Source organism: Kribbella sp. NPDC023855 (genome assembly GCF_040639475.1).
Classification (GTDB): Bacteria; Actinomycetota; Actinomycetes; order Propionibacteriales; family Kribbellaceae; genus Kribbella.
In genome coordinates this window covers 126101-151326 of record NZ_JBFAAA010000006.1, presented here as the reverse complement: position 1 = coordinate 151326, position 25226 = coordinate 126101, and the positions used below count along the sequence as shown (strand labels likewise).

The window sequence follows — 25226 nt, the reverse complement described above, 5'->3', positions numbered from 1 at the left end:
CGGGATGTTGGGGGCCGTTCAACTGACGTTGACACATGTCGGACCCTCGGCAGCATAGTCGTGCGGTGGGCCGCTGCTTTGACGACTCGTGGAAACTGTTCCCATGCGATTGACAGTGCTAGCCGGTGGCATCGGCGGATCCACCTTCCTGCGCGGCCTGCTGAAGGCGCGGCCGGACGCCGAGATCACCGTGGTGGGGAACACCGCGGACGACATCACGCTGTTCGGGCTGCGGGTCTGCCCCGACCTCGACACGGTGATGTACACGCTCGGCGGCGGTATCTCGAAGGAGCGCGGCTGGGGGCGTGAGGACGAGACCTGGGTGATCAAGGAGGAGCTCGCGGCGTACGGCGTGGAGCCGACCTGGTTCGGTCTGGGCGACCGCGACGTGGCCACCCACCTGGTCCGCACCCAGATGCTCGACGCCGGCTACGGGCTGGCCGCGGTGACCGAGGCGCTCTGCAGCCGGTGGAACCTGCCGGTCCGGTTGCTGCCGATGAGCGACGACCGGGTCGAGACACATGTGGTGGTAGACGACCCGGACCATCCGGGCACCAAGAAGGCGATCCACTTCCAGGAGTACTGGGTCCGGCTGCACGCCGAGGTGACCGCGCACCAGATCGTTGCCGTCGGCTCCGAGAAGGCGAAGCCGGCGCCGGGTGTGCTGGACGCGATCGCGGAGTGCGACGCGCTGCTGCTGCCGCCGTCGAACCCGGTGGTCTCGATCGGCACGATCCTCGGCGTACCGGGGATCCGCGACGCCGTCCGGGAGACGTCCGCGCCGGTGATCGGGGTCTCCCCCATCATCGGCACCGGCCCGGTCCGCGGGATGGCCGACAAGGTGCTGGCCGCGATCGGGGTGGAGTCGACGGCGAGCGCGGTGGCCAGGCACTACGGGTCGCGCGCGGCGGACGGCGTACTGGACGGCTGGCTCATCGACACGTCGGACGCGGCTCAGCTGGAGTCGATCGCGACGGCCGGTATCCACGCCCAGGCCGTACCACTGTGGATGACCGACGAGGACACGACGGCCGCGCTGGCCTCCGCGGCGCTCACGCTGGCCGAGGCGGTTCGCCGGTGAGGAAGCACCTCGAGGTCTTCCCGGTCGTCGGACTGCCCGAGGTCGCCGCCGGCGACGACCTGGCCGCGCTGATCGGCGAGGCGGCCGACCTGCGCGACGGTGACGTGCTTTCGGTCACCTCGAAGATCGTCAGCAAGGCCGAGGGCCGGTTGACCACGGGCACCCGCGACGAGGCGATCGACGCCGAGCTGGTCCGGGTGGTGGCCTCGCGCGGCGACACCAGGATCGTGCAGACGCGGCACGGCCTGGTCATGGCCGCTGCTGGGACCGACACCTCCAACACCCCGCCCGGCACCGTCCTGCTGCTCCCCGTCGACCCAGACCTCTCCGCCCGTGCGTTGCGTGAGGCCTTGCAGGCCCGGTACGACGTCAATGTGGGCGTCGTCGTTACGGACACGCTGGGCCGGCCATGGCGTAACGGTCAGGTCGACCTGGCGATCGGCGCCGCCGGAGTACAGGTGATCGAGGACCTGCGCGGGACGACGGACAGCCATGGCAACGTCCTGGCCGTCACGGAGCCTGCGCTGGCCGACGAGATCGCCGCTGCCAGCGAACTGGTGAAGGGCAAGGCCGACGGAGTACCGGTCGCAGTACTGCGTGGGCTGGCTGACCTGGTGTTGCCGGCCGGTAACCATGGGGCTGGGGCTCGCGCGTTGGTGCGGGATGCCGAAATGGACCTGTTCAGCCTGGGGACGCGGGAGGCGGCGCGGGCCGCAGTACTGGACCGGAAGGCTCCTGCTGGGCCTCGTGAGGTCGATCCGGCGCTCTGGGCCGGTCTGGTGTCCGATGACCTTCGAGTCGAGCTGGTCGATGGTGCCATCGGCGTCTTCGGCGACGACCCGCTGCGGGTCGGGATGCTCACCGAACGGCTGGCCGTCCTGCTGCATGCGGAGGGCTACGGGGTGAGCGTCCGGACGGGGCCAGGGAGTGAGGCCACGATCACGGTCGGCTCACGGTCTGCCTAGATTTCTAGGCAACCTCTCAGACAGCTTGCGTACACTGCATCCGCACGGCGGCTCCGAGACCGCCCCTGATCCGGGAAGACCATCACTGTGGGTAAGTCTCAGAAGCAGTCCCGCCGCGAGCTCGTCGAGAAGATGCAGCGCGATCAGGCCCGGTCCGACAAGATGCGGACCCGGCTGATCGTGGCCGGCTGCATGGTCGTCGGCCTGGCCATCATCGCCTACCCGGCGATCAAGCTGATCCAGGACTCGCGGACCAGGAACCAGGACATCAGCGAGATCGGCGTCGCCGCCTCGGCTGCCTCCTGTGACGCACCGACGAACGACGCGGCCTCCGGCACCCAGGACCACAAGCCCGACGGCACCGTGATCCCGTACGCCGTGTCGCCGCCCTCGTCCGGCCCGCACTACCAGGACTGGGCCCCGCTGTCGAAGAAGTTCTACGGCGACGACCGCCCGCCGGTGCCGAACCTGGTGCACAACCTGGAGCACGGCTACACGATCCTCTGGTACAACGAGGCGACCGCCAAGAACAAGGACCAGGTCGCCCTGATCGAGAAGATCTCGAAGGCCAAGCTGCCCGACAGCTCGTTCGGCAAGTTCATCGCCGCCCCCTTCAGGTCCGGCGACGGCGCCGCCTGGCCGGCCGGCAAGAACATCGCCTTCTCCCACTGGAGCGGCAACACCCAGGGCCAAACCACCGCCTTCGGCCACCGCCAGTTCTGCGGCTCGGTCTCCGGCGAAGCCCTCAAGCAATTCATCGAAAAATACCCCGCCACCGACGCCCAAGAACCCAACGGCGGCTGACCCACTCCTGGCAAAACAAAGCCCCGGACCTGACTTCCAGGTCCGGGGCTTTTGCGTGCCAGGGATCAGACGTAGCGCTCGGCGTGGTCGGACTGGACGATCGCGACCAGGTCCTTGACCCGCTCGCCGTCGGCCAGCGGGCAGACCATGGTGACGTCCTGGGTGTGCACGATGATGTGCCCGCGCAGCCCGACGGCCGCGATCAGGTGGTCCGGGTCGTCGGTGACGATCACGTTGTCGTGCGAGTCGAGCAGGCAGCTGAGCGCCGAACCGTCGTGGCGGTTGCCGTCGGCATCGACCTCGTAGGTCCCGGCCAGGGCCGCCCAGGAGCCGACGTCGAGCCAGTGCACCGGCATCGGGACGACGACCACGTCGGCATCCACCTTGCCCTGTGAGGCGGGCTCCATCACGGCGTAGTCGACGCTGATCTTGCGCAGCTGCGGGTAGATCTCGGCCAGCGTGGCGTCCCGCTCCGGGGTGTCCCAGACCGAGGCGACCTGTCGGAGCTGGGCGGCCGACTCGGGCAGCAGCGCGTCCAGCACGCTCAGCACGGTCTCGGCGCGCCAGACGAACATGCCCGAGTTCCACCAGAACCGGCCGGTGGCCAGGTACTCCTCAGCCGTCGCCCGGTCCGGCTTCTCGCGGAACCGGTCCACCACGTACGCCGGGGTGCCCTCGATGGCCGCACCGCGTTCGACGTACCCGAGCCCGGTGTGCGGGTGGGTCGGCTCGATCCCGAACGTCACCAGCGATCGGGGCCGCTGCTCCACCACCTGGAAACCTGCCTCGAGAGCCGCCCGGAAGTCCTCCTCGGGCGTGATCAGGTGGTCCGACCCGACGATCGCCAGTACGGCGTCCGGATCGTTGCGGGCCACCACGGCCGACGCCAGGCCCACCGCGTTGGCCGTGTCCCGGCCGACGGGCTCACCGATGATGTTGTGCTCGCCCAGCTCGGGCAGTTGCTCGCGCACCAGGTCGGTGTGCGCAGCCACCGTGCACACGTAGATGTTGGCCGGGTCGACCAGCCCTTCGAGCCGGTCGTAGGCCACGCGGAGCAGGGAGTTCCCGGCTGCCAGCGGCAGCACCTGCTTGGGTTTGTCGGCCCGGGACAACGGCCACAGCCGCGTTCCCGATCCGCCGGCCAGAATCACGACATTTCGCATGGGGAGGGAGCCTACCGGGCGAGGGCTACTCGGCTTGTTCTGTGGCTGCTGCCGGTTCGCAGGCCGGGCTGTTGGGTTGGGGGGTGGTTGGGACGGGAGGTAGGCGGAGGTGGGCTAGGTCTGGGGGGATGGGGGTGTTGGGGCGGAAGAAGGGGGCGGGGTCGCCGTCTATGCCGGTGGCTGGGGCGTCGGTGAGGCGGAAGCGGTCGCGGAGGCGGCCGTAGAAGTCGGTGGGGCGGAGGCGGACCAGGCGGAGGCGGCGGACCGAGCCGTAGACACCGATCCAGTCTCCTGGGTCGAGGACGCCGCGGAGTTGGCCGTCGATGCTCACTGCGGCCTGGCCTGAGTGTGGGAGGACGCGGAGGCCTACTGGTTCGTCCGGGGCCGCTACGACGGTTCGGTTGAAGGTCATGTGCGGGGCGACCGGCGTGAAGACGACTGCCTCCATGTGCGGCGACAGGATCGGGCCGCCGGCCGCGAAGCTGTACGCCGTACTGCCGGTCGGTGTCGCGACGATCAGGGCGTCAGCGGAGTACGACGCGAGCAGGCGGCCGGACAGGTAGACGCCGACGCTGACCTGGTGGTCGCGGGCGAGCTTCTCGATCACCACGTCGTTCAGGGCGGTCACGTCGAGCGCTACACCCCAGCCGTCCGCCTCAGGGCTCTCCTGGCGCACAGCGGGCGGCGGGAGGGACGGGCCGTGGCCATATCGCAGCAGGGCTTCGATGCCGCTCGGGACCTCCAGCGGCCGGGAGGCGCGCATGGTGAGCGTCATGCGCTCCTCGATTGTGGCCTGGTCCTTGTGGACGGCCTCCAGCGCTTCCTCGACGTCACTGCACGCCACCTCGGTCAGGAAGCCCACCTTGCCGAGGTCGACACCCAGTACGGCGGCACCGTTCTTGGCCGCGATCCGGGCACCCCGCAGGAAGGTGCCGTCGCCACCGAGCGTGACGACCAGGTCGGGGTTGCCGGCGTGCTGCATCTCCTCCATGCCGCCGCGACGGTGCTCGTGGTCCTTCCAGACGTCGATGTCGGTACAGCCGATGTCGTTGCGACGGCACCACTCGCGGACCACCCCAGCGGCCTGGACGGCCAGCGGGCGAGCTTGGTGAACGACAAGGCCGAGACGGCTGACGGGCACGGTATGACTCCTCCTGTACGGCGTACCAACCACCGTATGTCCTGCGGACGACCCGCAACCGGTCATCCCCCGGCGTCGGCCGGAGGTGCGGAGCGCCGGGAGGCGGTGATGATCGGGTCGGTTTCGTCGTCGAACTCGCCGATGACCTCTTCCAGCAGGTCCTCCAGCGCGACAACACCCAGCGGCTCGTCACCCTCCTGTACTACGGCCAGCTGCGACCGGCGTTCGCGCATCAACCGGATCGCGGCGGCCACCGGCGTGCTGGCCGCCAACCGCAGCGGCTCGGTCATCAACTCGGAAGCGCGAAGGGTGGTCCCACCCCGAGTGGTCGCGCGGGCCGCGTCGCTGACGTGCACGATGCCGCACACCGCCGTAGTACCCGGTGTCACGACAGCGAGTCGCGAGTGGCCCTCACGCCGGCTGACGAGCTCGACTTCGCGGGCAGCCGCCGAGGCGGGCACTGTGGAGAGCTCGGCGGTCGGTGTCATCACCTGAGCGACCGTGGTGTTCTGCAGCGCGAGCATGGCCGTTAGCAGTTCGTGCTCCGGCTCCTCGAGAGTGCCGTGTTCGCGGGACGACTCGATCAGCAACCGCAACTCGTCCGGGCCGTGGGCGTTGGCCAGTTCGTTCTGTGGCGACACCTTGATCAGGCGCAGGCAGAGGTTGGCCATGCTGTTCAGCACGATCAGCAGCGGGCGGAAGACGTACGTGAATCCCCGGAACGGCAACGCCAGCAGCAACGCGGATCGCTCGGGATCGCTGATCGCCCAGGACTTCGGCGCCATCTCCCCCAGCAGCACATGCAGCAGACCGATGCCGCCAACCGCGATCAGCAGCGCGATCACGTGCCCGACTTCCTCCGGCAGTCCGACCAGTTCGAACAGCGGATGCAACAGGTGCGCCACAGCCGGTTCCGACAAGGAGCCGAGGCCCAGCGTGCACAGGGTGATGCCGAGTTGCGCGCCGGCCAGCATCAGCGACAGCTCGCTGACGCCGGCGATCGCGGCTCGCGCCGACCGGCTTCCCGACGCGGCCGCCTGTTCCAGCCGGTGCCGTTTGGACGCGACCAGGGCGAATTCCGCCGCGACGAAGAACCCGTTGAGGGCGAGCAGCAGCACCGAGATGAGGAGCGCGACCGGAGTACTCATCTCAGCCGCTCCAGTACGACGATGCCGGGCACATGCCGCAGTACGGACTGGACCTTGAGCTGGAAGAACTCGGCGGGCACCGGCCGGCCGTCATGGTCGAAACGGCGGGGCAACTCCACCACCAACTCGTCGCCGACGACCGGGATCCGGCCGAGCCGGGCCATGATCAGGCCGGACAGCGTGTCGTAGTCCTCGTCCTCCGGCAGCCGGATCCCCGTCTCCTCGGCCACCTGGTCGATCCGCCAGCGGGCCGGCACGGTCCACGATCCGTCCTTGTTCGCCAGCACCGCGGCCTCGGGCAGGTCGTCCTCGTCGCGGATCTCGCCGACCAGCTCCTCGGCGATGTCCTCCAGCGACACCACCCCGGCGAACCCGCCGAACTCGTCGATGACGATCGCGAGCTGGCGGTGCGCAGTACGGAGCTGGTGCAGTACGGCGGGGAGCGGCAGCGTGAACGGTACGACGACCGGCGCCGACGCCAGTGAGCCGGCCGGGACGTGCGACCGGTCGGCCGGCTCGACCTCGACGACGTCACCGATCGCGATCACCCCGATCACCTCGTCGACCGATTCGCCGATCACCGGGAACCTGCTGTGGCCGGTGTCGAGCAGTTCCACCACCCGGGTCAGCGGCGCGTCCCGGTGCACGGTGATGACGTCGACCCGCGGCGTCATCACCTGGTCGGCGTTGCGGTGCCGGAAGTCGAGCCCGTGGTCGAGCAGCCGCATGGTGTCCTGGTCCAGCAGCCCTTGCTCGTACGACGTGGCGATGATCCGGTCCAGGTCCTGCGCGGTCGCCCCTTGCGGGAGTTCCTCGACCGGCTCGATGCCGACCCGGCGGAGGATCCGGTTCGAGGTGGTGTCGAAGATGCGAATCAGTGGACCGGCGACGGCCAGGTAGATCAGCGTGGACCGGGACAGCCGCAGCGCGATCGCCTCGGCCCGGGCGATCGCCAGGTTCTTCGGCGCCAGTTCGCCGAACACCATCTGGATGATTGTTGCCAACAGCAACGCGAGGACGACCGACACGGACAGGCTGACGCCTTCCGGCAGGCCGGTCGTGCCGAGCAGGTTCTCCAGCCCCTTGCCCAGGTAGGGCTGGGCGACGTACCCGGCCAGCAGCGCGGTGACGGTGATGCCGACCTGGGCGCCGGACAGGACGAACGACAGCCGCTGCGTCACCTTCAGCGCCCGGGCGGCGGCATGGTCGCCACCGTCGGCCAGCCCCTGCAACCTGTTCCGGTCCACCGCGACGTAGGAGAACTCCTGCGCCACGAAGTAGCCGGTGGCAACAGTCAGCGCCAGGATCAGCACCAGGCCGATCACGATCAACATGCAGTGACCTTACGACTCAGCGGGCGAACCTCCCGAGCCAGGGCAGAACTTTGCCGTCGCGGACCAGTTCCCCGTACGCCGTGGGGTCGACCTGGTCGGTCAGGATGAGGTCGAGGATGGGCTGGACGGCTTCCGCGGGTTCACGCGCCTGGCTGAAGTCGTCGAACCACGGGAGCGAGGCACGCGTGCGCACCAGACCGGGGCAGACCGAGGCGATCAGGGTGCCGTTGGCGAGGTCAGCCTCCCGGCGGGTGGCGGCGTACGCCCGGACGGCCGCGACCTGGCCCACCTTGGACGGAGTGTTGATCCACCCCGGCCAGCCCTCGTCCTCGGCGGTGCCCGCGTGGATCGCGGCCAGCCAGCCGTCGACGGCTGCTTCGATCTGGTCGAGTGACCGTCCATCGGCGAACAGCGGGTGGAGCTTCGGATCGAGGTTGTCCAGCGTGCCGAACGAGCTGGCGACCACGATCAGCCGGCCGCCAGGACGCAGTACCGGCCCGAAGGCGCGCAGTACGGCGTGGGTGCCGCCGTTGGCGACGGCAACAAAAGTGTCCGCCTGCTCGGCTTGCGGACGGTCCGGCGTCAGCGGGCCGACCGCGTTGGGGATGACGATGTCGACTCCGCCGTACTGCGCCGTCAGCTCGGCGGCCAACGCGTTGACCGCGGCGGTGTCGGTGACGTCGAGGACGCGGCCCTGTACTTGCGCGATGCCGCTGACCCGCTCGACGGCTTCCGCGACCCGGCCGGGGTCGCGGCCGGTGAGCAGGACCAGGTCGCTGCTGTCGAGTCTTGCTGCCAGGCCTTCGACCAGGGCGAAGCCGATCCCTTGGTTGGCCCCGGTGACCAGGGCAATTCTCTGCGGTCTCATGTAACAAGGCTAGGAACGTTCTTTCCATGACTCCAGCGGGAGTTCGGCACAGGTAACATGCGTAAACGTCATGGACTTCTCCGATGTTTCCCTGGTCGCGCTGCGGGTCTTCCGCGAGGTCGCCGAGCGCGGCACCTTCACGGCTGCCGCGACCGCGCTCGGGTACACACAATCGGCCGTCTCCCGGCAGATCGCGTCCATCGAGCGCGCCGCAGGAACCCAACTCCTCGAGCGCCGCCGCGAAGGCGTCCAACTTACTCCGGCCGGCCAACTGGTACTCCGCAGCGCGGCCGAGGTGCTCGACCAGATCGACACGACCGCGCGTGAGTTGGCCGGGTTGCCGGTCGAGGGTGGCACGGTGCGACTGGGGTGGTTCCCGAGCGCCGGTGCCGTGTTGTTGCCGTTGGCAATCACTGGGTTGCGGCGGTCGCATCCTGGTCTCACCGTGGTCAGCCGGGAGGGCACTACTCCGGCGTTGGTGCGATCGCTGCGTGCCGGCACCATCGAGTTGGCCGTGCTCGCGGCTGCTCCGCCGTTCCGGCCGCCGGACAGCGAGACGCCGGCGATCAAAGTGGAGACGCTGGCCGAGCGGCCGCTGCGCCTCGCCGTACCGGCCAATCATCCGTTTGCGGCGGCCTCGACGGTGGACGTCTCCGAGTTGCGGGGGCAGCGCTGGATCGCGAGCCCGTCCGCGGACCTGATGGGGGTCTGGCCTGGCCTCGACGAGCGGCCCGAGATCTCGCACACCGTTCGCGACTGGCTCGCCAAGCTCCATCTGGTTGCCGCCGGCGCGGGTATCACCACCGTGTCCGCCTCACTCGCGGCGGCCGCGCCTCCCGGCGTACGGGTGATAGCTGTGCGTGGGGGTCCGCGGGAGTTGCGGCGGGTGATCCTCGCGCGGTTGCCGGGTCGCCTGTCCGAACCAGCTGCCGCGGTCGCCGAAGCCCTCCGTGCGGCGGCCCGCGAGATGGCACCTGGCTAAGGTTGCGGAGTGACCCTTCCTCAGCTGTTCGGCGCCGCGGTCCAGCGGGACGGCGCCAACCCGTTCCTGACCTACTACGACGACGTCACCGGCGAGCGGATCGAGCTCAGCGCGGTCACCACCGCGAACTGGGTGGCGAAGACGGCCAACCTGCTGGTCGACGAGTACGACCTGGAGCCCGGCGAGACGGTCGCAATCGGGCTGCCGCCGCACTGGCTGGGTGTCGTCTGGGCGCTGTCGACCTGGTCGGCGGGCGCGACCGTCACCACCGGCGAGGGCGCGCTCGCCATCACCGGCCCTGACTTCGCCGTCCGTGGCACCCGCGAGACGATCGCCTCCGCGCTGCTCCCGCTGGGCGGCCGGTTCCGCGAACCGCTGCCGGAAGGCATCCACGACTACGGCGCCGAGGTCTACAACCATCCCGACCTGTTCGTCCCGTTCAACCCGCCGGCGGCCAGCACACCGGCGTACGACGAGAAGACGCATGCCGAGCTGATCGCGGCCGCGGAACCGATCACCGACCGGGTGCTGACCACGACCTCACTGGTCGCGCCCGACGGCATCGGCACGCTGATCGGCGTGATCGCCGGCGGCGGCTCGATCGTGCTCTGCCGCAACCTCGACCCGGCCAAGCTCGACCGGCGGATCGCGGACGAGAAGGTCGATCGCGTGCTGGAAGGCCTGTAAACACTACTCGGAGGGGATCTTGATGCAGCGGTTCGAGGGCAAGGTCGCGTTCGTCACGGCGGGCGCACAAGGGATCGGCGCGGCGGTCGCGCGACGGATCGCCGCGGAAGGCGGCTCGGTGGTCATCACCGACCTGCAGGAGGACAAAATCACCGCACTCGCACAGGAGCTGGGCGACTCCGCGCTGGCCGTGCGGATGGATGTCACCTCCCGCTCGGACGTCGACGCCGCGGTGGCGGCGACGATCGAACGGTTCGGGCAACTCGACGTGGTGGTCAACAACGCGGGCGGCTGCATCATCACCTCGGTCCCCGAAGACACCACCGACGAGGACTGGCACCGCCAACTCGACCTCACCCTGGTCGGCGCCGCCCGCTGCATCCAGGCGGCGCTCCCCCACCTGGTGAAGACCCGCGGCAACGTCGTCACCATCAGCTCAGTCAACGGCCTCGCCGCCTTCGGCAACATCGAGTACGCCGCGGCAAAAGCCGGCCAGATCGCCATGACCCAGAACTTCGCCGCCCGCTACGGCTCGATGGGCGTCCGCTTCAACGTCGTAGCCCCCGGCACCGTAAGAACCCCCAACTGGGACAACCAACCCGGCACCCTGGAAAAGTTCGCCACCCTCTACCCCCTAGGCCGAGTAGGCGAACCCGAAGACATCGCCGCAGCCGTAGCCTTCCTAGCCTCCCCCGACGCCGCCTGGATCACCGGCCACACCCTCCCAGTAGAAGGCGGCGTCCTCACCGGGCCCGGCCAACTAGACCTAACACCCAGCGGGCCTTTCACCAAGACCTACGAGGACTAACGGCGGCGCTTAGTGCACCCGCCAGCGCCTGCCCGGCTCGTGGCGCTGAGCGCCACCTCGCAAACTGGAGGTTGGCGCGCGTGACATACCGGGGCGGTAGCGGCTCGTGATGCTGCGCATCACCTCGCGCATCAAGAGATCGAGCGCGCCGGCGCATCAGCAAGAAGACTGGCTGCCAGTTCACACAGAGACCTGTCCCGCGCGAACCAGCTCAAGCGGGTCAGCTACGGGTGGTTCGGATTGTTCCGGCTAAGGCGTGTTTTTGTTCCATCAGGTTGCCGAAGGTCTTCCAGTCTCCGGCCACCTTCTTGAAGCCCGCGGCTGCAGCCGCGCGGTCGCCGCGGTACTCCGCGATGAGCGCGTTCGCGGTGGTGAGGGCGTATTCGCGCATCGGCAGCAACGGGACCAGCCGGGAGGCGAGCTCTTCGGCAAGCTCCAGTTCATCGACTGCCAGCGCGGCTCGTACGAAGGTCGGCAAACGCGCCGCAAACTCGTGGCTCCCGGAGATCTCCGACCGACCAGCCAGCCGCTGCAGCACTTCCCGTACGCCGTCGCGATCCCCGTCGGCTGCGCGAGCCGTGGCGACCGGTGCACCAGCGATCGCCATGTAGTCCGGCCAGCCAGACTCGATCCCCAGCCGATACCCCTCTTCGGCCGGCTCGCGCGCCCCAGGCATCCCCAGTTCGAGCTTCGCCCGGGCAAGTGCGGCCAGTACTTCGATCCGTCGCAACGCGATGAACGCCGGACCCGGATCGGCCAGTTGCGCCTCGCAGTTGGCGATCACCGCCTCGGTGTCGCCGGTCTCCATCATCAGCTCCAGCACCGTGCAGCTGAGGTTCTGCCGCAACTCGGCCAGCCGGCGCCGTTCGGTGAAGTCCTCCGCCTCGCGCAACGTCTCGAGCGCCGCGATCGGCCCTTCGATGTGCCACAGTACGAATCCGTAGTTCAGCCACGTCACCGCCGCGTCGCGAGCAAGACCGAGTTCCAGCAACGCACTCAACGCGTGCTTGATATCGACCAGGCCACCCGTGTCCCCGTTGCCGATCCGCGACAACCCGCGCGCTTCCAAAGCGCGATGCGGTACGTCGTACCCGTGCTCCTCGGCCAGCCGCAACGACCGATCGGCCGCGGCGATCGACTCGTCGCGCCGGCCGGCGATTCCCAGGATGGTTGCCCGCCCGGCGAGTGCACCGACCAGATCCTCGCTCGGCCCGAGGCTCTCGAAGATCCCGACCACCTGGTCGATGGTGTCCAGGCTCTCCTCCATGCTGCTCATCGCGTACGTGGACCACCGCAACGCCCGGGCCTTCCCCGCAAGGTTGCCGACGGCATCGAAGCCGACAACCGCCTGCCGGTACGCCGCGAGCGCGTCGTCCAGCCGGCCGGTGAGGAACGCCGCCCAGCCCCAGCGCGCCAGCACCTCGGGACGCTCGGCGTCATCCTCCGGGGTCAGCGCCAGGGCCTGGTCGAGCAGGTCCATCGCTTCGGTGGCGTCCAGGTTCATCGCCTGCTCGGCCGCCTGCCGCAGAGACCGCCGGGCGCGAGGCGCCAACTGTTGCTCGGTCTCCTCATCTCCGACCGCGCGAGCCAGCGTCAACGCAGTACCGAGGTGGTGGGCGATCACGTTCGTCGTGTCGCCTTGCCGCGCGCTGCACTGCGACTCCATCCAGTCCGCGGCAGCGATGTGCCGCCGCGCTCGCTCAGCCCGCGGTACCTGGTTGTAGGCGACGTCCCTGGTCAGCGCATGCCAGAAGGTGTACTCACGTCGCCCTTGCAACGACGACTGCCGAACCGGCCGCACCAGTTCCTTCCGCGCCAGCTCCTGCAACGCCTGTACTACGTCCGCCGGGTCGCGACCGGCGAGGGCGGCGACCGCTTCGGCCCAGAAGACCCGGCCGATCACCGCGGCATCCGCGAGCAGGACCTTCCGGTCGTGATCCAAAGTGTCCAGCCGGGCCGCGATGATCGAGGTGATCCCCGACGGCAGCTCCGACGTTTTGCAGGAGGTGCCGGTCTCGTTGACCATCCGCGCGAGTTCTTCGGCGTACAAGGGGTTTCCGTCGGCGCGGTCGACGAGGTCGGCCTTGGTCTGGGGCGGGAGTTGCTCGCCGACGAGGAGTTCGCTGATCAGCTGGTCGGTCTCGCTGCCGGACAACGGGGACAGGCCGATCATCCAGGCGTTCTGGAGACCGCGGGTCCAGCGCGGGCCGCGTTCGAGAAGCTCGGGGCGCGCGGTGATGACGACGAGCAGGGGTAGTTCGCTGACCCACTCGGCGAGGTGGTCGACGAAGGCCAGCAAGGCATCCCGGGCCCAGTGCAGGTCTTCCAGCACCAGTACGGCCGGCGAGGTCTCGGCGAAGCTTTCCAGCAGTTGGCGCCAGGCTGCGAACGACTCTTCCTGCGCCACCGCGGCCGGGGCACCGTCGACGTCGGCGCCGACGAGCGGGCGAACGCGGGCTCGCAACCAGGCCCGGTCGGCGCCCGCGGGAAGGATCGTCTCGAGTTTCGCCGCGGCCTGCTCGGGGAGGTCGCTGTCGAGAATGCCCGCCTGGGTCTTGATGATCTCGGCGATCGGCCAGAACGGGCCTTCGCCGTACGGGAGGCAGCGGCCCTCTCGCCAGACGACCATTTCCTCGTGCTTGTCCAGCTCCGCGCCGAGTTCGGCGACCAGGCGGGACTTGCCGATCCCTGGTTCGCCCAGCAGTGTGACGAATTGGGGTGTCCGCTCGGCGACTGCTTTGTCGAAGGCGGTGCGCAGCAGCATGAGGTCGCGCTGTCGGCCGACGAGCGGCGTACTGAGGTCTCGGATGACGTCGGCGCCGACGCGAGCGCGAGGCTCGCCGGCTTGCCAGCGCGCGAGTGGCCGACTGATGCCCTTGGCAACAATCGGCTCGAGTGGCTGGTAGTCGAACACGCGGCTGGTGGCGGCGTGCGTGGCCGCGCCGACGACGACCGCGCCGACCGGGGCGGAGGTCTGCAACCGGGCGGCGGTGTTGACCACCACCCCGGTCACGAACGGCTCGCCGAGCTCCGGCCGGGCCGACAACTCGACCAGCGCCTCACCGGTCTCGATGCCGATCCGGACCTCGAGCGAGCCGGCGGCCAGCTCCTCCAGGATCGCGAGGCCGGCCCGGACCGCCCGCTCGGCATCGTCCTCGCGGGACAGCGGTGCGCCGAAGACGGCCAGGATCGCGTCGCCGGCGAACTTCTCTACCGTGCCACCGAACCGTTCGACCGTGGCCTTCAGGGTCCGGTGGTACGGCGTGAGCCAGCGGCGGACGTCCTCGGGATCAGCTGCTTCCGCGGCGGCCGTGAACCCGACCAGGTCGCAGAACAGCACCGAGACGACCTTGCGTTCCTCCGCCGCCGGCATCAGGCGTGGCTCAGGCCTCAGGCCTGGGACTCGAGCGACCGGACGCGGGTGGCGAGCGCCTTGAGCAGCTCGTAGGCCACCTCGGGGTTCGCCTTCACCACCGGCGCGAAGGCGAGCGTGGACAGCGCGAATGTGGTCAGCCCCTCGGGACCGGCCACGACGGTCGCCGAGCGCGGCAACCCGTCGATCAGGGAGATCTCACCGAAGTAGTCGCCCGGACCCAGCGGCGCGCGGTCCTCGCCGTTGACCGTGACCTCGGCGGTGCCTTCCAGGACGACCTGCAGCCCGGCGTCGGCGCTGCCCTGCTCGGTCGCGTGGGCGCCGGGTTTGATGGACAGCGTCGTACCGCGGGCGATCAGGTCGGACAGCGTCTCCTTGGACAGCCCTGCGAAGAGATCTACCTTCGCGAGGAACTGCGGCAGGCTCTCGTGACTCATGGATCGCACCCCTTGATCGGTGCCCGCCCAGGCGGACAACACAGTGAACTGCGGCACAGGTTACAGCCGGGAAGGACCGGCAGCCTACGAAAATTCCGGCCCGGCCGGACCCGCGCCGCAAGTATTGTTCAAGCAGTGACCGAGACAGCGCAGTATTACGACGAACTCCCCCTCTGGTCGGCGCCGTTCGGGCAGTTGATTCTTGAACGGGTTCCGTTGCGCCGGGGCCAGACGATCGTGGACATCGGCGCCGGGACCGGCTTCCTGACCGTCGAGCTGGCCCAGCGCAGCGCGGCCGCCCGGGTGATCGCGGTCGACCCCTGGCCGGAGGCCATGCGGGTACTGCGCCGCAAGGTCAGCTACCTCGGCCTGACCAACGTCGAGCTGCGCGTGGCGGACGCGGCCACCCTCGATCTGGCCAGCGGGTCGGTGGACGTGATCGTCTCCAACCTCGGCATCAACAACTTCGACAACGCCGACACGATCCTCGCCGAGTGCCATCGGGTACTACGCCCCGGCGGGCGGCTGCTGCTCAGCACGAACCTGGTCGGCCACATGGCGGAGTTCTACGACGTGCTGCGCGAAGTACTGGACGACCATGAGCAGTTGGATGCCCACATCAACCATCGGGCCACGCTCGACGGCACGGTCGCCCAGTTGGAAGCCGCCGGGTTCACGGCTTCCGTCGCCGGGACGGGTTCGTTCACGATGCGCTTCGCGGACGGCACGGCGCTCTTCAACCACTACTTCGTCCAGCTGGGCTTCCTCGAAGGATGGCGCTCGATCGCCACAGCGGCCGAACTGGCCGCCGTGGAGAAGAAGCTCAACGAGCGCGGCGAAGTGGCTCTCACGATCCCCACGGCCTGCTTCGAAGCGATCAAGAGCTGAGCCAGGCCAGCTCTTCCGGGCTCAGGGCTTCGGCCAGGCTTCCCACGCGGTGGCGAACATCTGGTCGACGGTGTAGGTGTTCTTCCACTCCAGGTCGCGGGTGGCGAGCTCACCGGAGGCGACGACGCGGGACGGGTCGCCCGGGCGGCGCGGACCTTCGGTCGGAGTGAAGTCGATCCCGGTCACGCGGCGGGCGGCGTCCATGATCTCGCGCACCGACGTACCGGTTCCGCTGCCGAGGTTGTAGACCGGCTCCAGCGCCTTGCCCTCCTCGAGGATCCGCGCGGCGGAGACGTGCGCCCGGGCGAGATCGGCGACGTGGACGTAGTCCTTGACCGAAGTGCCGTCCGGGGTGGGGTGGTCGGTGCCGTAGATCTGCGGGACCTTGCCCTGGGTCAACAGGTTGCAGACGATCGGGAACAGGTTGTACGGACTCGCGTCGTACACCGACTGGTCGCCGGAACCGACCACGTTGAAGTAGCGCAGGGAGGTGTGGTTCAGCGGGACGGCCTTGGCCTGGTCCTTGAGGAGCCACTCGCCGATCAGCTTCGACTCGCCGTACGGGCTCTGCGGGTCGGGCGCGGTCTGCTCGGTGACGACCTCTTCCTTCGGCGTACCGTAAACGCCCGCGCTGGACGAGAAGACGATGTTGCCGACGCCCTGGTCGGCCATCGCCTCGAGCAGCGAGACCATGGCGGTCACGTTCTGCGTGTAGGTGTGCAGCGGCCGCTCGACCGAGACCCCGGCGTACTTGAAGCCGGCCAGGTGGACCACCCCGGTCGCCCCTTCGAGCGCGCGGCGGGTGGCGTCACCGTCGAGCAGGTTCGCCTGGGTGAACGGGACACCGTCGACCAGGAAGTCGGCCTTCCCGCTGGACAGATCGTCGATCACCGCGACGTCGATCCCCTCCGCCCGGAACGCGCGCACCACGTGCGATCCGATGTACCCGGCCCCGCCAGTCACCAGCCATGTCATGTCCAGATGCTCCCATTCGACGCCACGTTTCGGACCTCCCTGCAACACCTTCATTGAATCACACAAATCACCACTTTTAAACATAATCGATCATCCGCCACTGGTGAGCTTAGGATGCGCGCATGATCGGACTAGTCCTCGCCGCCGGTACCGGCCGCCGCCTGCGCCCGTACACGGACACGTTGCCCAAGGCGCTGGTCCCGATCGGGCCGGAGACCACCGTGCTCGACCTGACGCTGGCCAACTACGCCGAGATCGGTATCACCGAGGTCGCGATCGTCGTCGGGTACGCCGCCGACGCGATCAAGGAACGGGTGCCGGGCTTCGAGGAGCGGTACGGCGTCACGCTCGAACTGGTCCACAACGACAAGGCGGAGACGTGGAACAACGCGTACTCGCTGTGGTGCGCGCGTGACCTGCTCGGCGCGGGCGCGATGCTGGCGAACGGTGACACGGTCCATCCCGCGTCGGTCCAGCGGGCCTTGCTCGACGCACGCTCCGAGGATCGTCAGGTGATCCTCGCGCTGGACACCGAGAAGTCGCTCGCGGACGAGGAGATGAAGGTGGTCTGGTCGCCGGAACGCGGTGTCGAGCGGATCACCAAGCTGATGGATCCGTCGACCGCGACCGGTGAGTACATCGGCGTCACGCTGATCGAACCGTCAGCCGCTACCGCACTCGCCGCCGCCCTGCGGCAGACCTGGGAACGCGACCCCAACCTGTACTACGAAGACGCCTACCAGCTCCTCGCCGACCAGGACTTCCGCATCGACGTGGCCCCCATCGGCACCGTGGACTGGGTCGAGATCGACAACCACGCCGACCTCTCCCGGGCTCGCACGATCCTCGGCTTCCCTCAATGACGTCTGCTGAGCCCGCACCATCCTCGCTTCCCGCAGTGACCTTTCCTGAGCGGGTGAGCGTGTGCCGCTGCTAGCGCGGATGATTCCGGCGCCGCTCGTGGTGGACGTCCGCCGCGGGGCGCTGGCCGAGCTCGGCACGATCCTGGCCGACCAGCGGATCTCGACGTCGGGACGGGTCGCGATCGCCGTCGGTTCGACGTACGGGCCGATCGTGCAGGCAACCTTCCGCGACGGGCTGGCCGGGGCCGACTGGTTCACCGTCGACGGCGGCACGATCACCACGGCGATCAAGCTGGTCGAGCAGATCCGGCTGCGGCGGTACGACGCGATCGTCGGGATCGGCGGCGGCACGGTGCTGGACGTGACCAAGTACGCTGCGGCCCGGCTCGGCCTGCCGATGGTTGCCGTCGCCACCAATCTCGCGCACGACGGGATCGCTTCGCCGATCAGCACCCTGGACAACGACGCCGGCCGCGGCTCGTACGGCGTACCGGCGCCGATCGCCGTCCTGGTCGACCTGGACCTGATCGCCCAGGCGCCGGCCCGCTCGGTCCGGTCGGGGATCGGGGAGATCGTCTCCAACCTGTCCGCGATCGCCGACTGGGAGATCGCCCACAGCCTGCGCGGCGAGGAACTGGACGGGCTCGCGGTGTCGCTGGCACGGACCGCGGCCCAGGCGGTGATGAACCACCCCGGCACGATCGCCGACGACACCTTCCTCGCGACTTTGGCGGAAGGCTTGGTGCTCTCGGGAATCTCGATGGTCGTCGCAGGTACGTCGCGTCCGTCGTCGGGTGCGTGCCACGAGATCTCGCACGCCATCGACCTGCTGCACCCGCAGCGGCGCGCGTTCCACGGTGAGCAGGTCGGCGTCGGGGCCGCGTTCGCGTGGTTCCTCCGTGGCGACCAGGCGATGTTCAACGCGACGGTCGACTGTCTCCACCGCCATGGCCTGCCGGTCCGTCCGACGGACCTCGGCTTCACCCTCGAGGAGTTCGAGGGCGTCGTTGGCTACGCGCCCCAGACCCGGCCCGGTCGCTTCACCATCCTCGAAGAGGCGGCGTTGACACCGGCCCGCATCAGCAGCAAAGTCAACGCCTTCAACGATCACGCCTACGCCCGAACCACCTCTCCCCGGATCACTCCCGAAGGTGTACCTCTGGAAGACCAGTAGGCCACCTCGTCTTGGAGGACTTGTGACCGTCGACCGTCACCTCGACTGGCCCGCTTGCCGCAACGCGCGCGACCTCGGCGGGCTCCCGACGACGGCCGGCGGGACCATCCGCGCAGGCGCGCTGATCCGCTCGGACTGCCTCCAGTTCCTGTCCCCCGAGGGCGTCGAGACAGTACGCCGTACCGGCGTGAGCCGGGTGATCGACTTGCGCTCCGCGGCCGAGGTCTCGGCGTTCCCGACACCGTTCACCGACGACCCGATCGGCGTGCACATCCCGGTCATGGACCCTGACGACCCGCAGGACCACACCACGATCGTCGGCGCCTGCACCGAGATGCTCGACCTCCACCCGGACCGGTTCGCCGCCGCGCTTCGAGCCATCGCCGAGGCCCCCGAGGGCGCAGTGGTGGTCCATTGCTACGGCGGCAAGGACCGTACCGGCGTACTGGTTGCCCTCGCCCTGGTCATCGCCGGCGTCCCCGAAGAGGAAATCGTCGCCGACTACGCCCTCACCCAAGCCCGCATGGCCCCGCTCCTCGCCGAACAACTGGCCGCCGAACCGGACGAATCGCTCCACCCGCGAATGATCGAGTACCACGACACGCGCGCGAGCTCGCTGACTCAGATCCTGCGCCACCTGGACACCAAGTACGGCGGTCCGATCGCGTACCTGACCCAGGCCGGACTGACGCCGACAACCCAAGCTGCCCTCCGAGCCCGCCTCACGACGGCCTGACTTCCAGGACGTAACGGGTCAGCCGATGGACCGGTGAAGAACACTATGCGGCGCAGCAGGATCGGCTGGACGCCACTGCCTTCGAGGCTGAGCTGACCGGGTCCTCGGCGGGGATGGTGCCGGCCAGGTGGACGATGTCGCTGATGTCGTGACTGTCTTTGAGGGCGAGGAACGCGTCCCGGTCTGTGACGTCGAGGGACTCCACTGTCACCTTGCCCGCAAGGAACGACGGTACGTCGGCCTGGCGGTGGGAGGTGATGACCACGTCGTGGCCGAGGTCGATCAGCGCGCGGGCGGTGTGGGCGCCGATCATGCCCAGCCCTCCGGTGACGAGGATCATCGGACCACCTCGTAGTGCAGGTGGGTCACGCCGGGTGCCACGACGGCCTCCAGCAGCCGGAGGTTCACGTGTTTCGGGACCGACTGGAAGAAGCTGTGACCGCCGCCCAGCAGGATGGGGATCTGGTGCAGGATCACCTCGTCGACGAGGTCCGCCCCGAGCGCGGAGGTCAGCGCGCCACCGCCCATCACGGCGACATCCTTGCCCCCGGCAACCTTGCGGGCTGCCTCGATCGCGTCCTCGATGCCGGTGGTGATCAGCGTCTGCTGCTCGCTGACCTCCGGTGCGGGCCGGTGGGTCAGCAGGAACAACGGGGCCGTCGGATGCGGGCTGCCGCCACCGAAGTGACTCGAGTGCTCGTACGTCGTCCGCCCCACGACCGTCGCGCCCACGCGTCGGGCCGCGGCGTCGAAGACGCGGGCGCTCGGCTCGCTCAGCTTGAACCCCTCGAACACCTGGCTGGGTGTATCGCCGTTGAAGTACCAGTCGAACAGCATCCCCGCATCGCCGAGACCGCGACCGAACTCGTCGCCGCCGTCGGGTGTGCGACCGCTGATGTACCCGTCGACCGAGACCTAGTGGGCACTGATCACCTTGCTCATAACTCTCCTTTACTGCTTGGTCAGATGGCTTGTGGGAAGTCGAAGAACCGGTGTGGGTCATAGGTCTTCTTGATCGCGGTCAACCGGTGGTGGTTGCTCGCGTAGTACGCCGTGGCCGAGTCGTCGAGCGCCAGGTCGGGGAAGTTGGGGTAGACGCGGCCGGACCCCTCGGGATGAGTGATCGCCCAGGATTCGTCGACCCACGGGCTGGGCGCCTGGGCGACGTGTTCGAGCAGGAAGCGTTGCCCGCGATGGGCGAAGGCGGTGGCATCCACGGCGACGCGGTTGTAGGCGCCGCCCATCGCGGTGAACGACAACTCCCGCCGGCCCTTCGCCCTCGGCTCGCTGAGTTTGGTCAGCAGCGAGTTCAGGGTGGAGTCGGTCAGCGAACGGTCGAAGAATTCCGACCTGATCTGAAGGGCGTGGTCCGGAAGCCCTCGTGGATCGGTGAAGGTGTCCTTCAGTTGGTGATAGGGCAGGCCGGTTCGCAACTCGATCGCCGGCGCTACTCCCACCTGATCGATGAGTTGCCGCAGCAAGCTCGCGGTGGGGTCCTCCGCGAGAAGTGAGGCGCCGAAGACGGTTGCCTCGAGTGGTGCGCCGGGCTCGGATACCAGGCTGAGGTTGGCGGTGAGTTCGTCCGGGGCGGCCGGGGCCCAGGCCTGCCAGGCCGCGACCAGGTCTGCCACAGCCGGTCCAGACCAGCGCGCTTCGATTCGGGTCGTCGTCGGCTCGGGGACGGTGGCGTACCGCAGTACCGTGACCACGCCGAACTGGCCGCCGCCCGCACCGCGGAGAGCCCAGAACAGCTCTGGTTCGTGGTCGTCGTCGCAGTCCACGACGCTCCCGTCCGCGAGCACGACCTGAGCACCGACGAGCCGATCGCAGGTCAGCCCGTACTTCCGCCCGAGCAAGCCGATCCCGCCGCCGAGCGTGAGACCCGCGATGCCCACAGTGGCGCCGCACCCGGCCGGCAATGTGCGGTCGTGGGCGTGGAGTTCTGCGTACACCTGCCCCAGGCGCGCACCCGCTCCGATCGTCGCCACCCCGTCGGGGGCGACGGAGATGTCGGCAATCCCGGAGAGGTCGAGCACGATCCCGTCGGCCGACGATCGCCCCGCGAAACAGTGGCCGCCGCCGCGAGGGACGATGCGGTCGCCGGTGGCCATCGCGTACGCCAGCGTGGCGACGACATCCTGGACAGACCGGCACAGCACAACGAGCCGCGGCCGCACGTCGCCGTACGCCGGATTAGCGGGCCGCCGGATCGCCTCGTATTCCGCCGAACCGGCACTGAACACCTCGCCGTCCAATGTGCCGGCGAACCTTGCCAAGTCGCTCACAGACCGAAGCTACGACCGCCGCGGCCCCCCGGTCTTGAACAAATCACGCACGGTCTAGACCGGTACCAGCTCCTTGCGACGGGTCGGCTGGACGCCGCGAGTGGCGAGGAAGGGGTGGTAGGAGGCGTAGTGGTCGTGGCCGCAGGCGCAGCGGTCTGCGGTGCCACCTAGGAGTTGTCTCGGGGTCAGGCCGGTCAGGCGGAGGCATTCGCGGCTCAGGTGAGCCTGGTCGGCGTACCCGACATCGATCGCCAGCCCCGCCATCCCGTCCGCCCCGAGCAGGCCGGTGGCTGTCGCGCCGGCCTGTGCGAGAGCGAGGAACCCCTGGAACCGCAGGGTCCGCTGGAGGACCTTCGGGCTCACCCCGACCGCCTGCTGGCACCGGCGGCGCAGCTGACTCGCGGAGAGTGCGAGGTGATCCGCCAACCCGTCGATGTTGGTCGACTGCCACGGCATCAGCGCCTTCACCGCCGCGCCGATCAACGGATCCCCGCCGCCCGTACGCCGAAACTCGTGCAGGAGATGGGTTTGCAGACCCATCAGCGCATCCTCAGGCGACCCGGCTTGCGCCATCGACTCCACGAGACGATCCGCCGTACTGCGCCACAGCTCCGTCATCCCGACCCGCTGGTCCACCAACTCGTCGAGCATCGCCGGCAACGGCGGCGCAGTACCGGGATGGAACCGGACTCCCACGATCGTGGTCCGCGGCGGAATCACCTCGACCTGCGGCCCGGTCAACGGCCCGACCAACTGCGGATACCCACCGATCGGGAAGTGGATCTCCACCCCACCCGTCGGCAAATGCCGCTGCACGTACGCCGAATCCCCGGTGCACTGAATCCACACCGTCCGCACAACCCCCACCAGCTCCACCAAGGGCAGCCGCTCGACGTACGACTCCATCCCCGCATAGTCCCACCGACCCACCCCACCAACGCCACACTTTCCACCTCCATGAGATCCGTTGCCACCACTCCCTCCCGTACCCGTCGCACCCATCGCCCCCGTCACCCCCGACGGCCCCTCCCGCGTTTGCACACGCCTCGCCCCCGCCCCCGAGGGGCGCTCCACGTCGCATCCTCGGGTGTGTCCGGCGTGTACCGGTCGGGCATCTCCATCAGCCGGAAAGCTCCCGCAGCGGCGGCGGATATCGCCGGAAGTCCTCCGATTTGCGGGCTCGTGGCAGAGCCATCTGCCGCCAGGTCTTGCACTCCGGGGTGTGGGGATTTACCTTCAGCTAACCGTTAGGAAAGTTTCCTAATGGTCTAGGCAGCTGCAGCGCCTTTCCCTTCACCGCCCGGAGGACACCGCTGATGTCGTATCTACTTCGAGGGCTGACCGCTGCCGCGGTCGTTGCCTCGGTCATGTTCGTCCAACCAGCCCTCGCACCGTCGGGATCGACGGCTGCCACGGCCGCCGACACCCTGCTCTCCCAGGGCAAACCCGCCACGGCTTCGTCCATCGAGGGCAGCGGCTTCGAGGCTGGGCGCGCCGTCGACGGCAACTCCACCACCCGGTGGGCCAGCGCCGAAGGCCACGATCCCGAGTGGATCCGGGTCGATCTCGGCGCCAGCGCGACCATCAGCCGGGTGAAACTCAACTGGGAAGCCGCCTACGGCAAGTCGTACAAGGTCCAGACCTCAGCCGACGGCGCGGCCTGGACCGACGTCTACTCCACCACGACCGGCAACGGCGCGATCGACGACCTGACCGTCGCGGGCAGCGGCCGGTACGTGCGCGTCTACGGGACCGCACGCGGTACGTCGTACGGGTATTCGCTCTGGGACCTCGAGGTCTACGGCACCACCGGCGGCGGCACGGATGACACCACCCCGCCCAGTACTCCGACCGGTCTCGCCGCCACCGGGACGAGCTCGAGCAGCGTCTCGCTGGCGTGGAACGCGTCCACGGACAACATCGGCGTCACCGGCTACGTCATCTCCCGCAACGGCACGGAGATCGCGACGACCGGCACCGGTACGACGTACACGGACACCGGTCGCACGGCCTCGACGACCTACACGTACACGGTCAAGGCGCGCGATGCCGCCGGCAACGTGTCCGGCGCGAGCAACACCGTCACGGCGACCACGCAGGCCGGCGGCAGCGGTCCGGCCGTACCGTTCGGCAGCCACCAGTTCCCGTACGCCGCCGGCATGCTCAAGCCGTCCGGCACCCAGGCGACGCTCGACCAGAAGGTAGTGGACTACTACCAGCGCTGGAAGGCGGCCTTCGTCAAGCAGAACTGCGGCAACGGCTGGTACCAGATCATCTCCCCCGACGCCGATCACCCGTACGTCGCCGAGGCCCAGGGCTACGGCATGGTGGTCACCGCGACCATGGCCGGCGCCGACCCGGCCGCCAAGACGATCTTCGACGGTCTGGTGAAGTACATGCTGGCCCACCCTTCCGTACACAACCCCGACCTGCTGGCCGCCGAGCAGAACACGTCCTGCGTCAGCGTCAACGGCTCCGACAGCGCGACCGACGGCGACATGGACGTCGCCTACGGCCTGCTGCTGGCCGACCGGCAGTGGGGCAGCGCGGGCACCTACAACTACAAGCAGCTCGCGATCCGGCACATCAACGCGATCAAGGCGAGCGAGATCAACCCGAGCACCAACCTGCTGAAGTTCGGCGACTGGAGCAGCTCCGGTGACGAGACCTACTACATGTCCCGTACGTCGGACTGGATGGTCGACCACTTCCGCGCCTTCAAGGCAGCCACCGGCAACTCGGCCTGGGACACCATCCGCACCGCCCACCAGAACGTGCAGGCGTCCCTGCAGGCGAACTACGCCGCCGGCACCGGCCTGCTGCCCGACTTCGTGGTCAACACCAACTCCACCCCGAAGCCGGCCGCCGGCCAGGTCCTGGAAGACCCGAACGACGGCTCGTACTGGTGGAACGCCTGCCGCGACCCGTGGCGCATCGGCGCCGACGCCGTCACCAGCGGCGACACCAAGTCCCTCACCGCGGCCCGCAAACTCAACACCTGGATCAAGTCCAAGACCGGAGGCAACCCCAGCAACATCGCCATCGGCTACAAACTGAACGGAACCCAGATCTCCTCCGGCAGCGACCCCGCGTACTTCGCCCCGTTCGCGGTCGTCGCGATGACCGACGCCAACAGCCAAGCCTGGCTGGACGCCCTCTGGAACAAGATGCTCGCCACCCCCATCGACACCAGCAGCTACTACGCCGCCAGCATCCAACTCCAGGTCATGATCACCGCCACCCACAACCACTGGGTCCCCTAACCGCCCCGAACCCCGCGCGGCCCACCCAGGCCGCGCGGGGTGCTCCCCACGCCTGAGCAACTCCCCATGCTGCCTCCGACGGCCGCTCCTCCGTCGCGACCACGTTCGACGCCCCACCCACCCCCGGGCGCGGGCTCCTCCGTCGCCCGCTTGAGTAACAGCAGCCACGTCGCGCACCGACCCGGCTAGCCCAAGCCCTCATGTCTGCGCCCCAGGACGGCGAACTCACCCCGGTGCTGCATCCTCCGCTT

At 68.8% G+C, this 25226-nt stretch carries 22 protein-coding genes and 1 pseudogene; 11 read left to right on the top strand and 12 right to left on the bottom strand.

Annotated features, from left to right (window positions below; genetic code table 11):
* Positions 1-103: 103 nt before the first annotated feature.
* From cofD to AB0F51_RS22375, 3 genes are all read left to right on the top strand, one after another.
* Positions 104-1081 carry a 2-phospho-L-lactate transferase gene (cofD, locus tag AB0F51_RS22385; protein WP_360282849.1) on the top strand — a complete coding sequence of 326 codons (978 nt, stop codon included), beginning with the start codon at positions 104-106 and terminating at the stop codon, positions 1079-1081.
* Complete coding sequence (locus tag AB0F51_RS22380) at positions 1078-2046, top strand: coenzyme F420-0:L-glutamate ligase (RefSeq protein ID WP_360282847.1); 969 nt, start codon at positions 1078-1080, stop codon at positions 2044-2046. Before cofD ends, AB0F51_RS22380 begins: the two co-directional genes overlap by 4 nt.
* Positions 2047-2133: 87 nt before the next feature.
* The gene (locus AB0F51_RS22375; protein WP_360282845.1) at positions 2134-2850 is read left to right on the top strand and encodes a DUF3105 domain-containing protein; all 717 of its coding nucleotides are present in this window, start codon (positions 2134-2136) and stop codon (positions 2848-2850) included.
* Positions 2851-2915: 65 nt separating this feature from the next.
* Here AB0F51_RS22375 and AB0F51_RS22370 read toward each other — a convergent pair whose 3' ends face one another.
* The 5 genes from AB0F51_RS22370 to AB0F51_RS22350 all read right to left on the bottom strand — a co-directional run bounded on the left by AB0F51_RS22370 (position 2916) and on the right by AB0F51_RS22350 (position 8504).
* Positions 2916-4013 (bottom strand): mannose-1-phosphate guanylyltransferase, encoded by a 1098-nt coding sequence (locus AB0F51_RS22370; protein ID WP_360282843.1) that lies wholly within the window; start codon positions 4011-4013, stop codon positions 2916-2918.
* 25 nt (positions 4014-4038) lie between these two features.
* The gene (locus AB0F51_RS22365) at positions 4039-5154 is read right to left on the bottom strand and encodes an NAD(+)/NADH kinase (RefSeq protein ID WP_360282841.1); all 1116 of its coding nucleotides are present in this window, start codon (positions 5152-5154) and stop codon (positions 4039-4041) included.
* 62 nt (positions 5155-5216) lie between these two features.
* A complete protein-coding gene (locus AB0F51_RS22360; RefSeq protein WP_360282839.1) occupies positions 5217-6302 on the bottom strand; it encodes a hemolysin family protein in 1086 nt (361 codons plus the stop codon).
* Positions 6299-7636, bottom strand: coding sequence for a hemolysin family protein (locus tag AB0F51_RS22355; RefSeq protein WP_360282837.1), 1338 nt, complete (start codon positions 7634-7636; stop codon positions 6299-6301). The genes AB0F51_RS22360 and AB0F51_RS22355 overlap by 4 nt, the downstream gene beginning before the upstream one ends.
* A 16-nt stretch (positions 7637-7652) precedes the next feature.
* Complete coding sequence (locus AB0F51_RS22350; protein ID WP_360282835.1) at positions 7653-8504, bottom strand: SDR family NAD(P)-dependent oxidoreductase; 852 nt, start codon at positions 8502-8504, stop codon at positions 7653-7655.
* Between the two features lie 70 nt (positions 8505-8574).
* Between AB0F51_RS22350 and AB0F51_RS22345 the strand changes: the two genes are divergently transcribed.
* The 3 genes from AB0F51_RS22345 to AB0F51_RS22335 are packed head-to-tail and all read left to right on the top strand — an operon-like array spanning position 8575 to position 10981.
* Positions 8575-9486, top strand: coding sequence for a LysR family transcriptional regulator (locus tag AB0F51_RS22345; protein WP_360282833.1), 912 nt, complete (start codon positions 8575-8577; stop codon positions 9484-9486).
* A gap of 9 nt (positions 9487-9495) precedes the next feature.
* Positions 9496-10173 (top strand): TIGR03089 family protein, encoded by a 678-nt coding sequence (locus AB0F51_RS22340; RefSeq protein WP_360282831.1) that lies wholly within the window; start codon positions 9496-9498, stop codon positions 10171-10173.
* Positions 10174-10195: 22 nt separating this feature from the next.
* Complete coding sequence (locus tag AB0F51_RS22335; protein WP_360282829.1) at positions 10196-10981, top strand: SDR family NAD(P)-dependent oxidoreductase; 786 nt, start codon at positions 10196-10198, stop codon at positions 10979-10981.
* Positions 10982-11201: 220 nt separating this feature from the next.
* Here AB0F51_RS22335 and AB0F51_RS22330 read toward each other — a convergent pair whose 3' ends face one another.
* Together AB0F51_RS22330 and AB0F51_RS22325 are read right to left on the bottom strand one after the other, a co-directional pair.
* Positions 11202-14354: an AAA family ATPase gene (locus AB0F51_RS22330; RefSeq protein ID WP_360282827.1), complete on the bottom strand. Its 3153-nt coding sequence runs from the start codon at positions 14352-14354 to the stop codon at positions 11202-11204.
* A 17-nt stretch (positions 14355-14371) separates the two neighbouring features.
* Positions 14372-14791: a cyclic nucleotide-binding domain-containing protein gene (locus AB0F51_RS22325; protein WP_360282825.1), complete on the bottom strand. Its 420-nt coding sequence runs from the start codon at positions 14789-14791 to the stop codon at positions 14372-14374.
* Between the two features lie 135 nt (positions 14792-14926).
* Between AB0F51_RS22325 and AB0F51_RS22320 the strand changes: the two genes are divergently transcribed.
* On the top strand, positions 14927-15679 hold the full coding sequence (locus AB0F51_RS22320; RefSeq protein WP_360282823.1) for a class I SAM-dependent methyltransferase: 753 nt from the start codon (positions 14927-14929) through the stop codon (positions 15677-15679).
* Between the two features lie 21 nt (positions 15680-15700).
* Here the strand turns inward: AB0F51_RS22320 and galE are convergent, their stop codons facing one another.
* A complete protein-coding gene (gene galE, locus AB0F51_RS22315) occupies positions 15701-16654 on the bottom strand; it encodes a UDP-glucose 4-epimerase GalE (RefSeq protein WP_360282821.1) in 954 nt (317 codons plus the stop codon).
* A 122-nt stretch (positions 16655-16776) separates the two neighbouring features.
* On the opposite strand from galE, the gene AB0F51_RS22310 reads away from it, so the two are divergent.
* The 3 genes from AB0F51_RS22310 to AB0F51_RS22300 all read left to right on the top strand — a co-directional run bounded on the left by AB0F51_RS22310 (position 16777) and on the right by AB0F51_RS22300 (position 19427).
* Positions 16777-17517: a phosphocholine cytidylyltransferase family protein gene (locus AB0F51_RS22310; protein ID WP_360282819.1), complete on the top strand. Its 741-nt coding sequence runs from the start codon at positions 16777-16779 to the stop codon at positions 17515-17517.
* Positions 17518-17578: 61 nt separating this feature from the next.
* Positions 17579-18691, top strand: a complete 1113-nt coding sequence (locus tag AB0F51_RS22305) for an iron-containing alcohol dehydrogenase family protein (protein ID WP_360282817.1) — start codon at positions 17579-17581, stop codon at positions 18689-18691.
* Between the two features lie 22 nt (positions 18692-18713).
* The gene (locus AB0F51_RS22300) at positions 18714-19427 is read left to right on the top strand and encodes a tyrosine-protein phosphatase (protein ID WP_360282815.1); all 714 of its coding nucleotides are present in this window, start codon (positions 18714-18716) and stop codon (positions 19425-19427) included.
* A 43-nt stretch (positions 19428-19470) separates the two neighbouring features.
* On the opposite strand, the gene AB0F51_RS22295 is transcribed toward AB0F51_RS22300, so the two are convergent.
* From AB0F51_RS22295 to AB0F51_RS22280, 4 genes and pseudogenes are all read right to left on the bottom strand, one after another.
* Positions 19471-19767, bottom strand: a complete 297-nt coding sequence (locus AB0F51_RS22295) for an NAD-dependent epimerase/dehydratase family protein (RefSeq protein ID WP_360282813.1) — start codon at positions 19765-19767, stop codon at positions 19471-19473.
* Positions 19764-20327, bottom strand: a pseudogene (locus AB0F51_RS22290) (dihydrofolate reductase family protein); the annotation flags it as partial. The gene AB0F51_RS22295 and the pseudogene AB0F51_RS22290, both read right to left, overlap by 4 nt.
* A gap of 62 nt (positions 20328-20389) precedes the next feature.
* Positions 20390-21712, bottom strand: coding sequence for an FAD-binding oxidoreductase (locus tag AB0F51_RS22285; RefSeq protein ID WP_360282811.1), 1323 nt, complete (start codon positions 21710-21712; stop codon positions 20390-20392).
* A 54-nt stretch (positions 21713-21766) separates the two neighbouring features.
* Complete coding sequence (locus AB0F51_RS22280; RefSeq protein ID WP_360282809.1) at positions 21767-22618, bottom strand: helix-turn-helix domain-containing protein; 852 nt, start codon at positions 22616-22618, stop codon at positions 21767-21769.
* A gap of 410 nt (positions 22619-23028) precedes the next feature.
* On the opposite strand from AB0F51_RS22280, the gene AB0F51_RS22275 reads away from it, so the two are divergent.
* Positions 23029-24975 (top strand): glycosyl hydrolase family 8, encoded by a 1947-nt coding sequence (locus AB0F51_RS22275; protein WP_360282807.1) that lies wholly within the window; start codon positions 23029-23031, stop codon positions 24973-24975.
* Positions 24976-25226: the final 251 nt, after the last annotated feature.

What these genes read in the sequence shown, in the direction of transcription:
- AB0F51_RS22370 (WP_360282843.1), bottom strand. Translation starts at nt 4,013, where the DNA reads ATGCGAAATGTCGTGATTCTGGCCGGCGGATCGGGAACGCGGCTGTGG.
- AB0F51_RS22335 (WP_360282829.1), top strand. Translation starts at nt 10,196, where the DNA reads ATGCAGCGGTTCGAGGGCAAGGTCGCGTTCGTCACGGCGGGCGCACAA.
- AB0F51_RS22310 (WP_360282819.1), top strand. Translation starts at nt 16,777, where the DNA reads ATGATCGGACTAGTCCTCGCCGCCGGTACCGGCCGCCGCCTGCGCCCG.
- cofD (WP_360282849.1), top strand. Translation starts at nt 104, where the DNA reads ATGCGATTGACAGTGCTAGCCGGTGGCATCGGCGGATCCACCTTCCTG.
- AB0F51_RS22345 (WP_360282833.1), top strand. Translation starts at nt 8,575, where the DNA reads ATGGACTTCTCCGATGTTTCCCTGGTCGCGCTGCGGGTCTTCCGCGAG.
- AB0F51_RS22330 (WP_360282827.1), bottom strand. Translation starts at nt 14,354, where the DNA reads ATGCCGGCGGCGGAGGAACGCAAGGTCGTCTCGGTGCTGTTCTGCGAC.
- AB0F51_RS22360 (WP_360282839.1), bottom strand. Translation starts at nt 6,302, where the DNA reads ATGAGTACTCCGGTCGCGCTCCTCATCTCGGTGCTGCTGCTCGCCCTC.
- AB0F51_RS22325 (WP_360282825.1), bottom strand. Translation starts at nt 14,791, where the DNA reads ATGAGTCACGAGAGCCTGCCGCAGTTCCTCGCGAAGGTAGATCTCTTC.
- galE (WP_360282821.1), bottom strand. Translation starts at nt 16,654, where the DNA reads ATGACATGGCTGGTGACTGGCGGGGCCGGGTACATCGGATCGCACGTG.
- AB0F51_RS22355 (WP_360282837.1), bottom strand. Translation starts at nt 7,636, where the DNA reads ATGTTGATCGTGATCGGCCTGGTGCTGATCCTGGCGCTGACTGTTGCC.
- AB0F51_RS22350 (WP_360282835.1), bottom strand. Translation starts at nt 8,504, where the DNA reads ATGAGACCGCAGAGAATTGCCCTGGTCACCGGGGCCAACCAAGGGATC.
- AB0F51_RS22275 (WP_360282807.1), top strand. Translation starts at nt 23,029, where the DNA reads ATGTCGTATCTACTTCGAGGGCTGACCGCTGCCGCGGTCGTTGCCTCG.
- AB0F51_RS22295 (WP_360282813.1), bottom strand. Translation starts at nt 19,767, where the DNA reads ATGATCCTCGTCACCGGAGGGCTGGGCATGATCGGCGCCCACACCGCC.
- AB0F51_RS22280 (WP_360282809.1), bottom strand. Translation starts at nt 22,618, where the DNA reads ATGGAGTCGTACGTCGAGCGGCTGCCCTTGGTGGAGCTGGTGGGGGTT.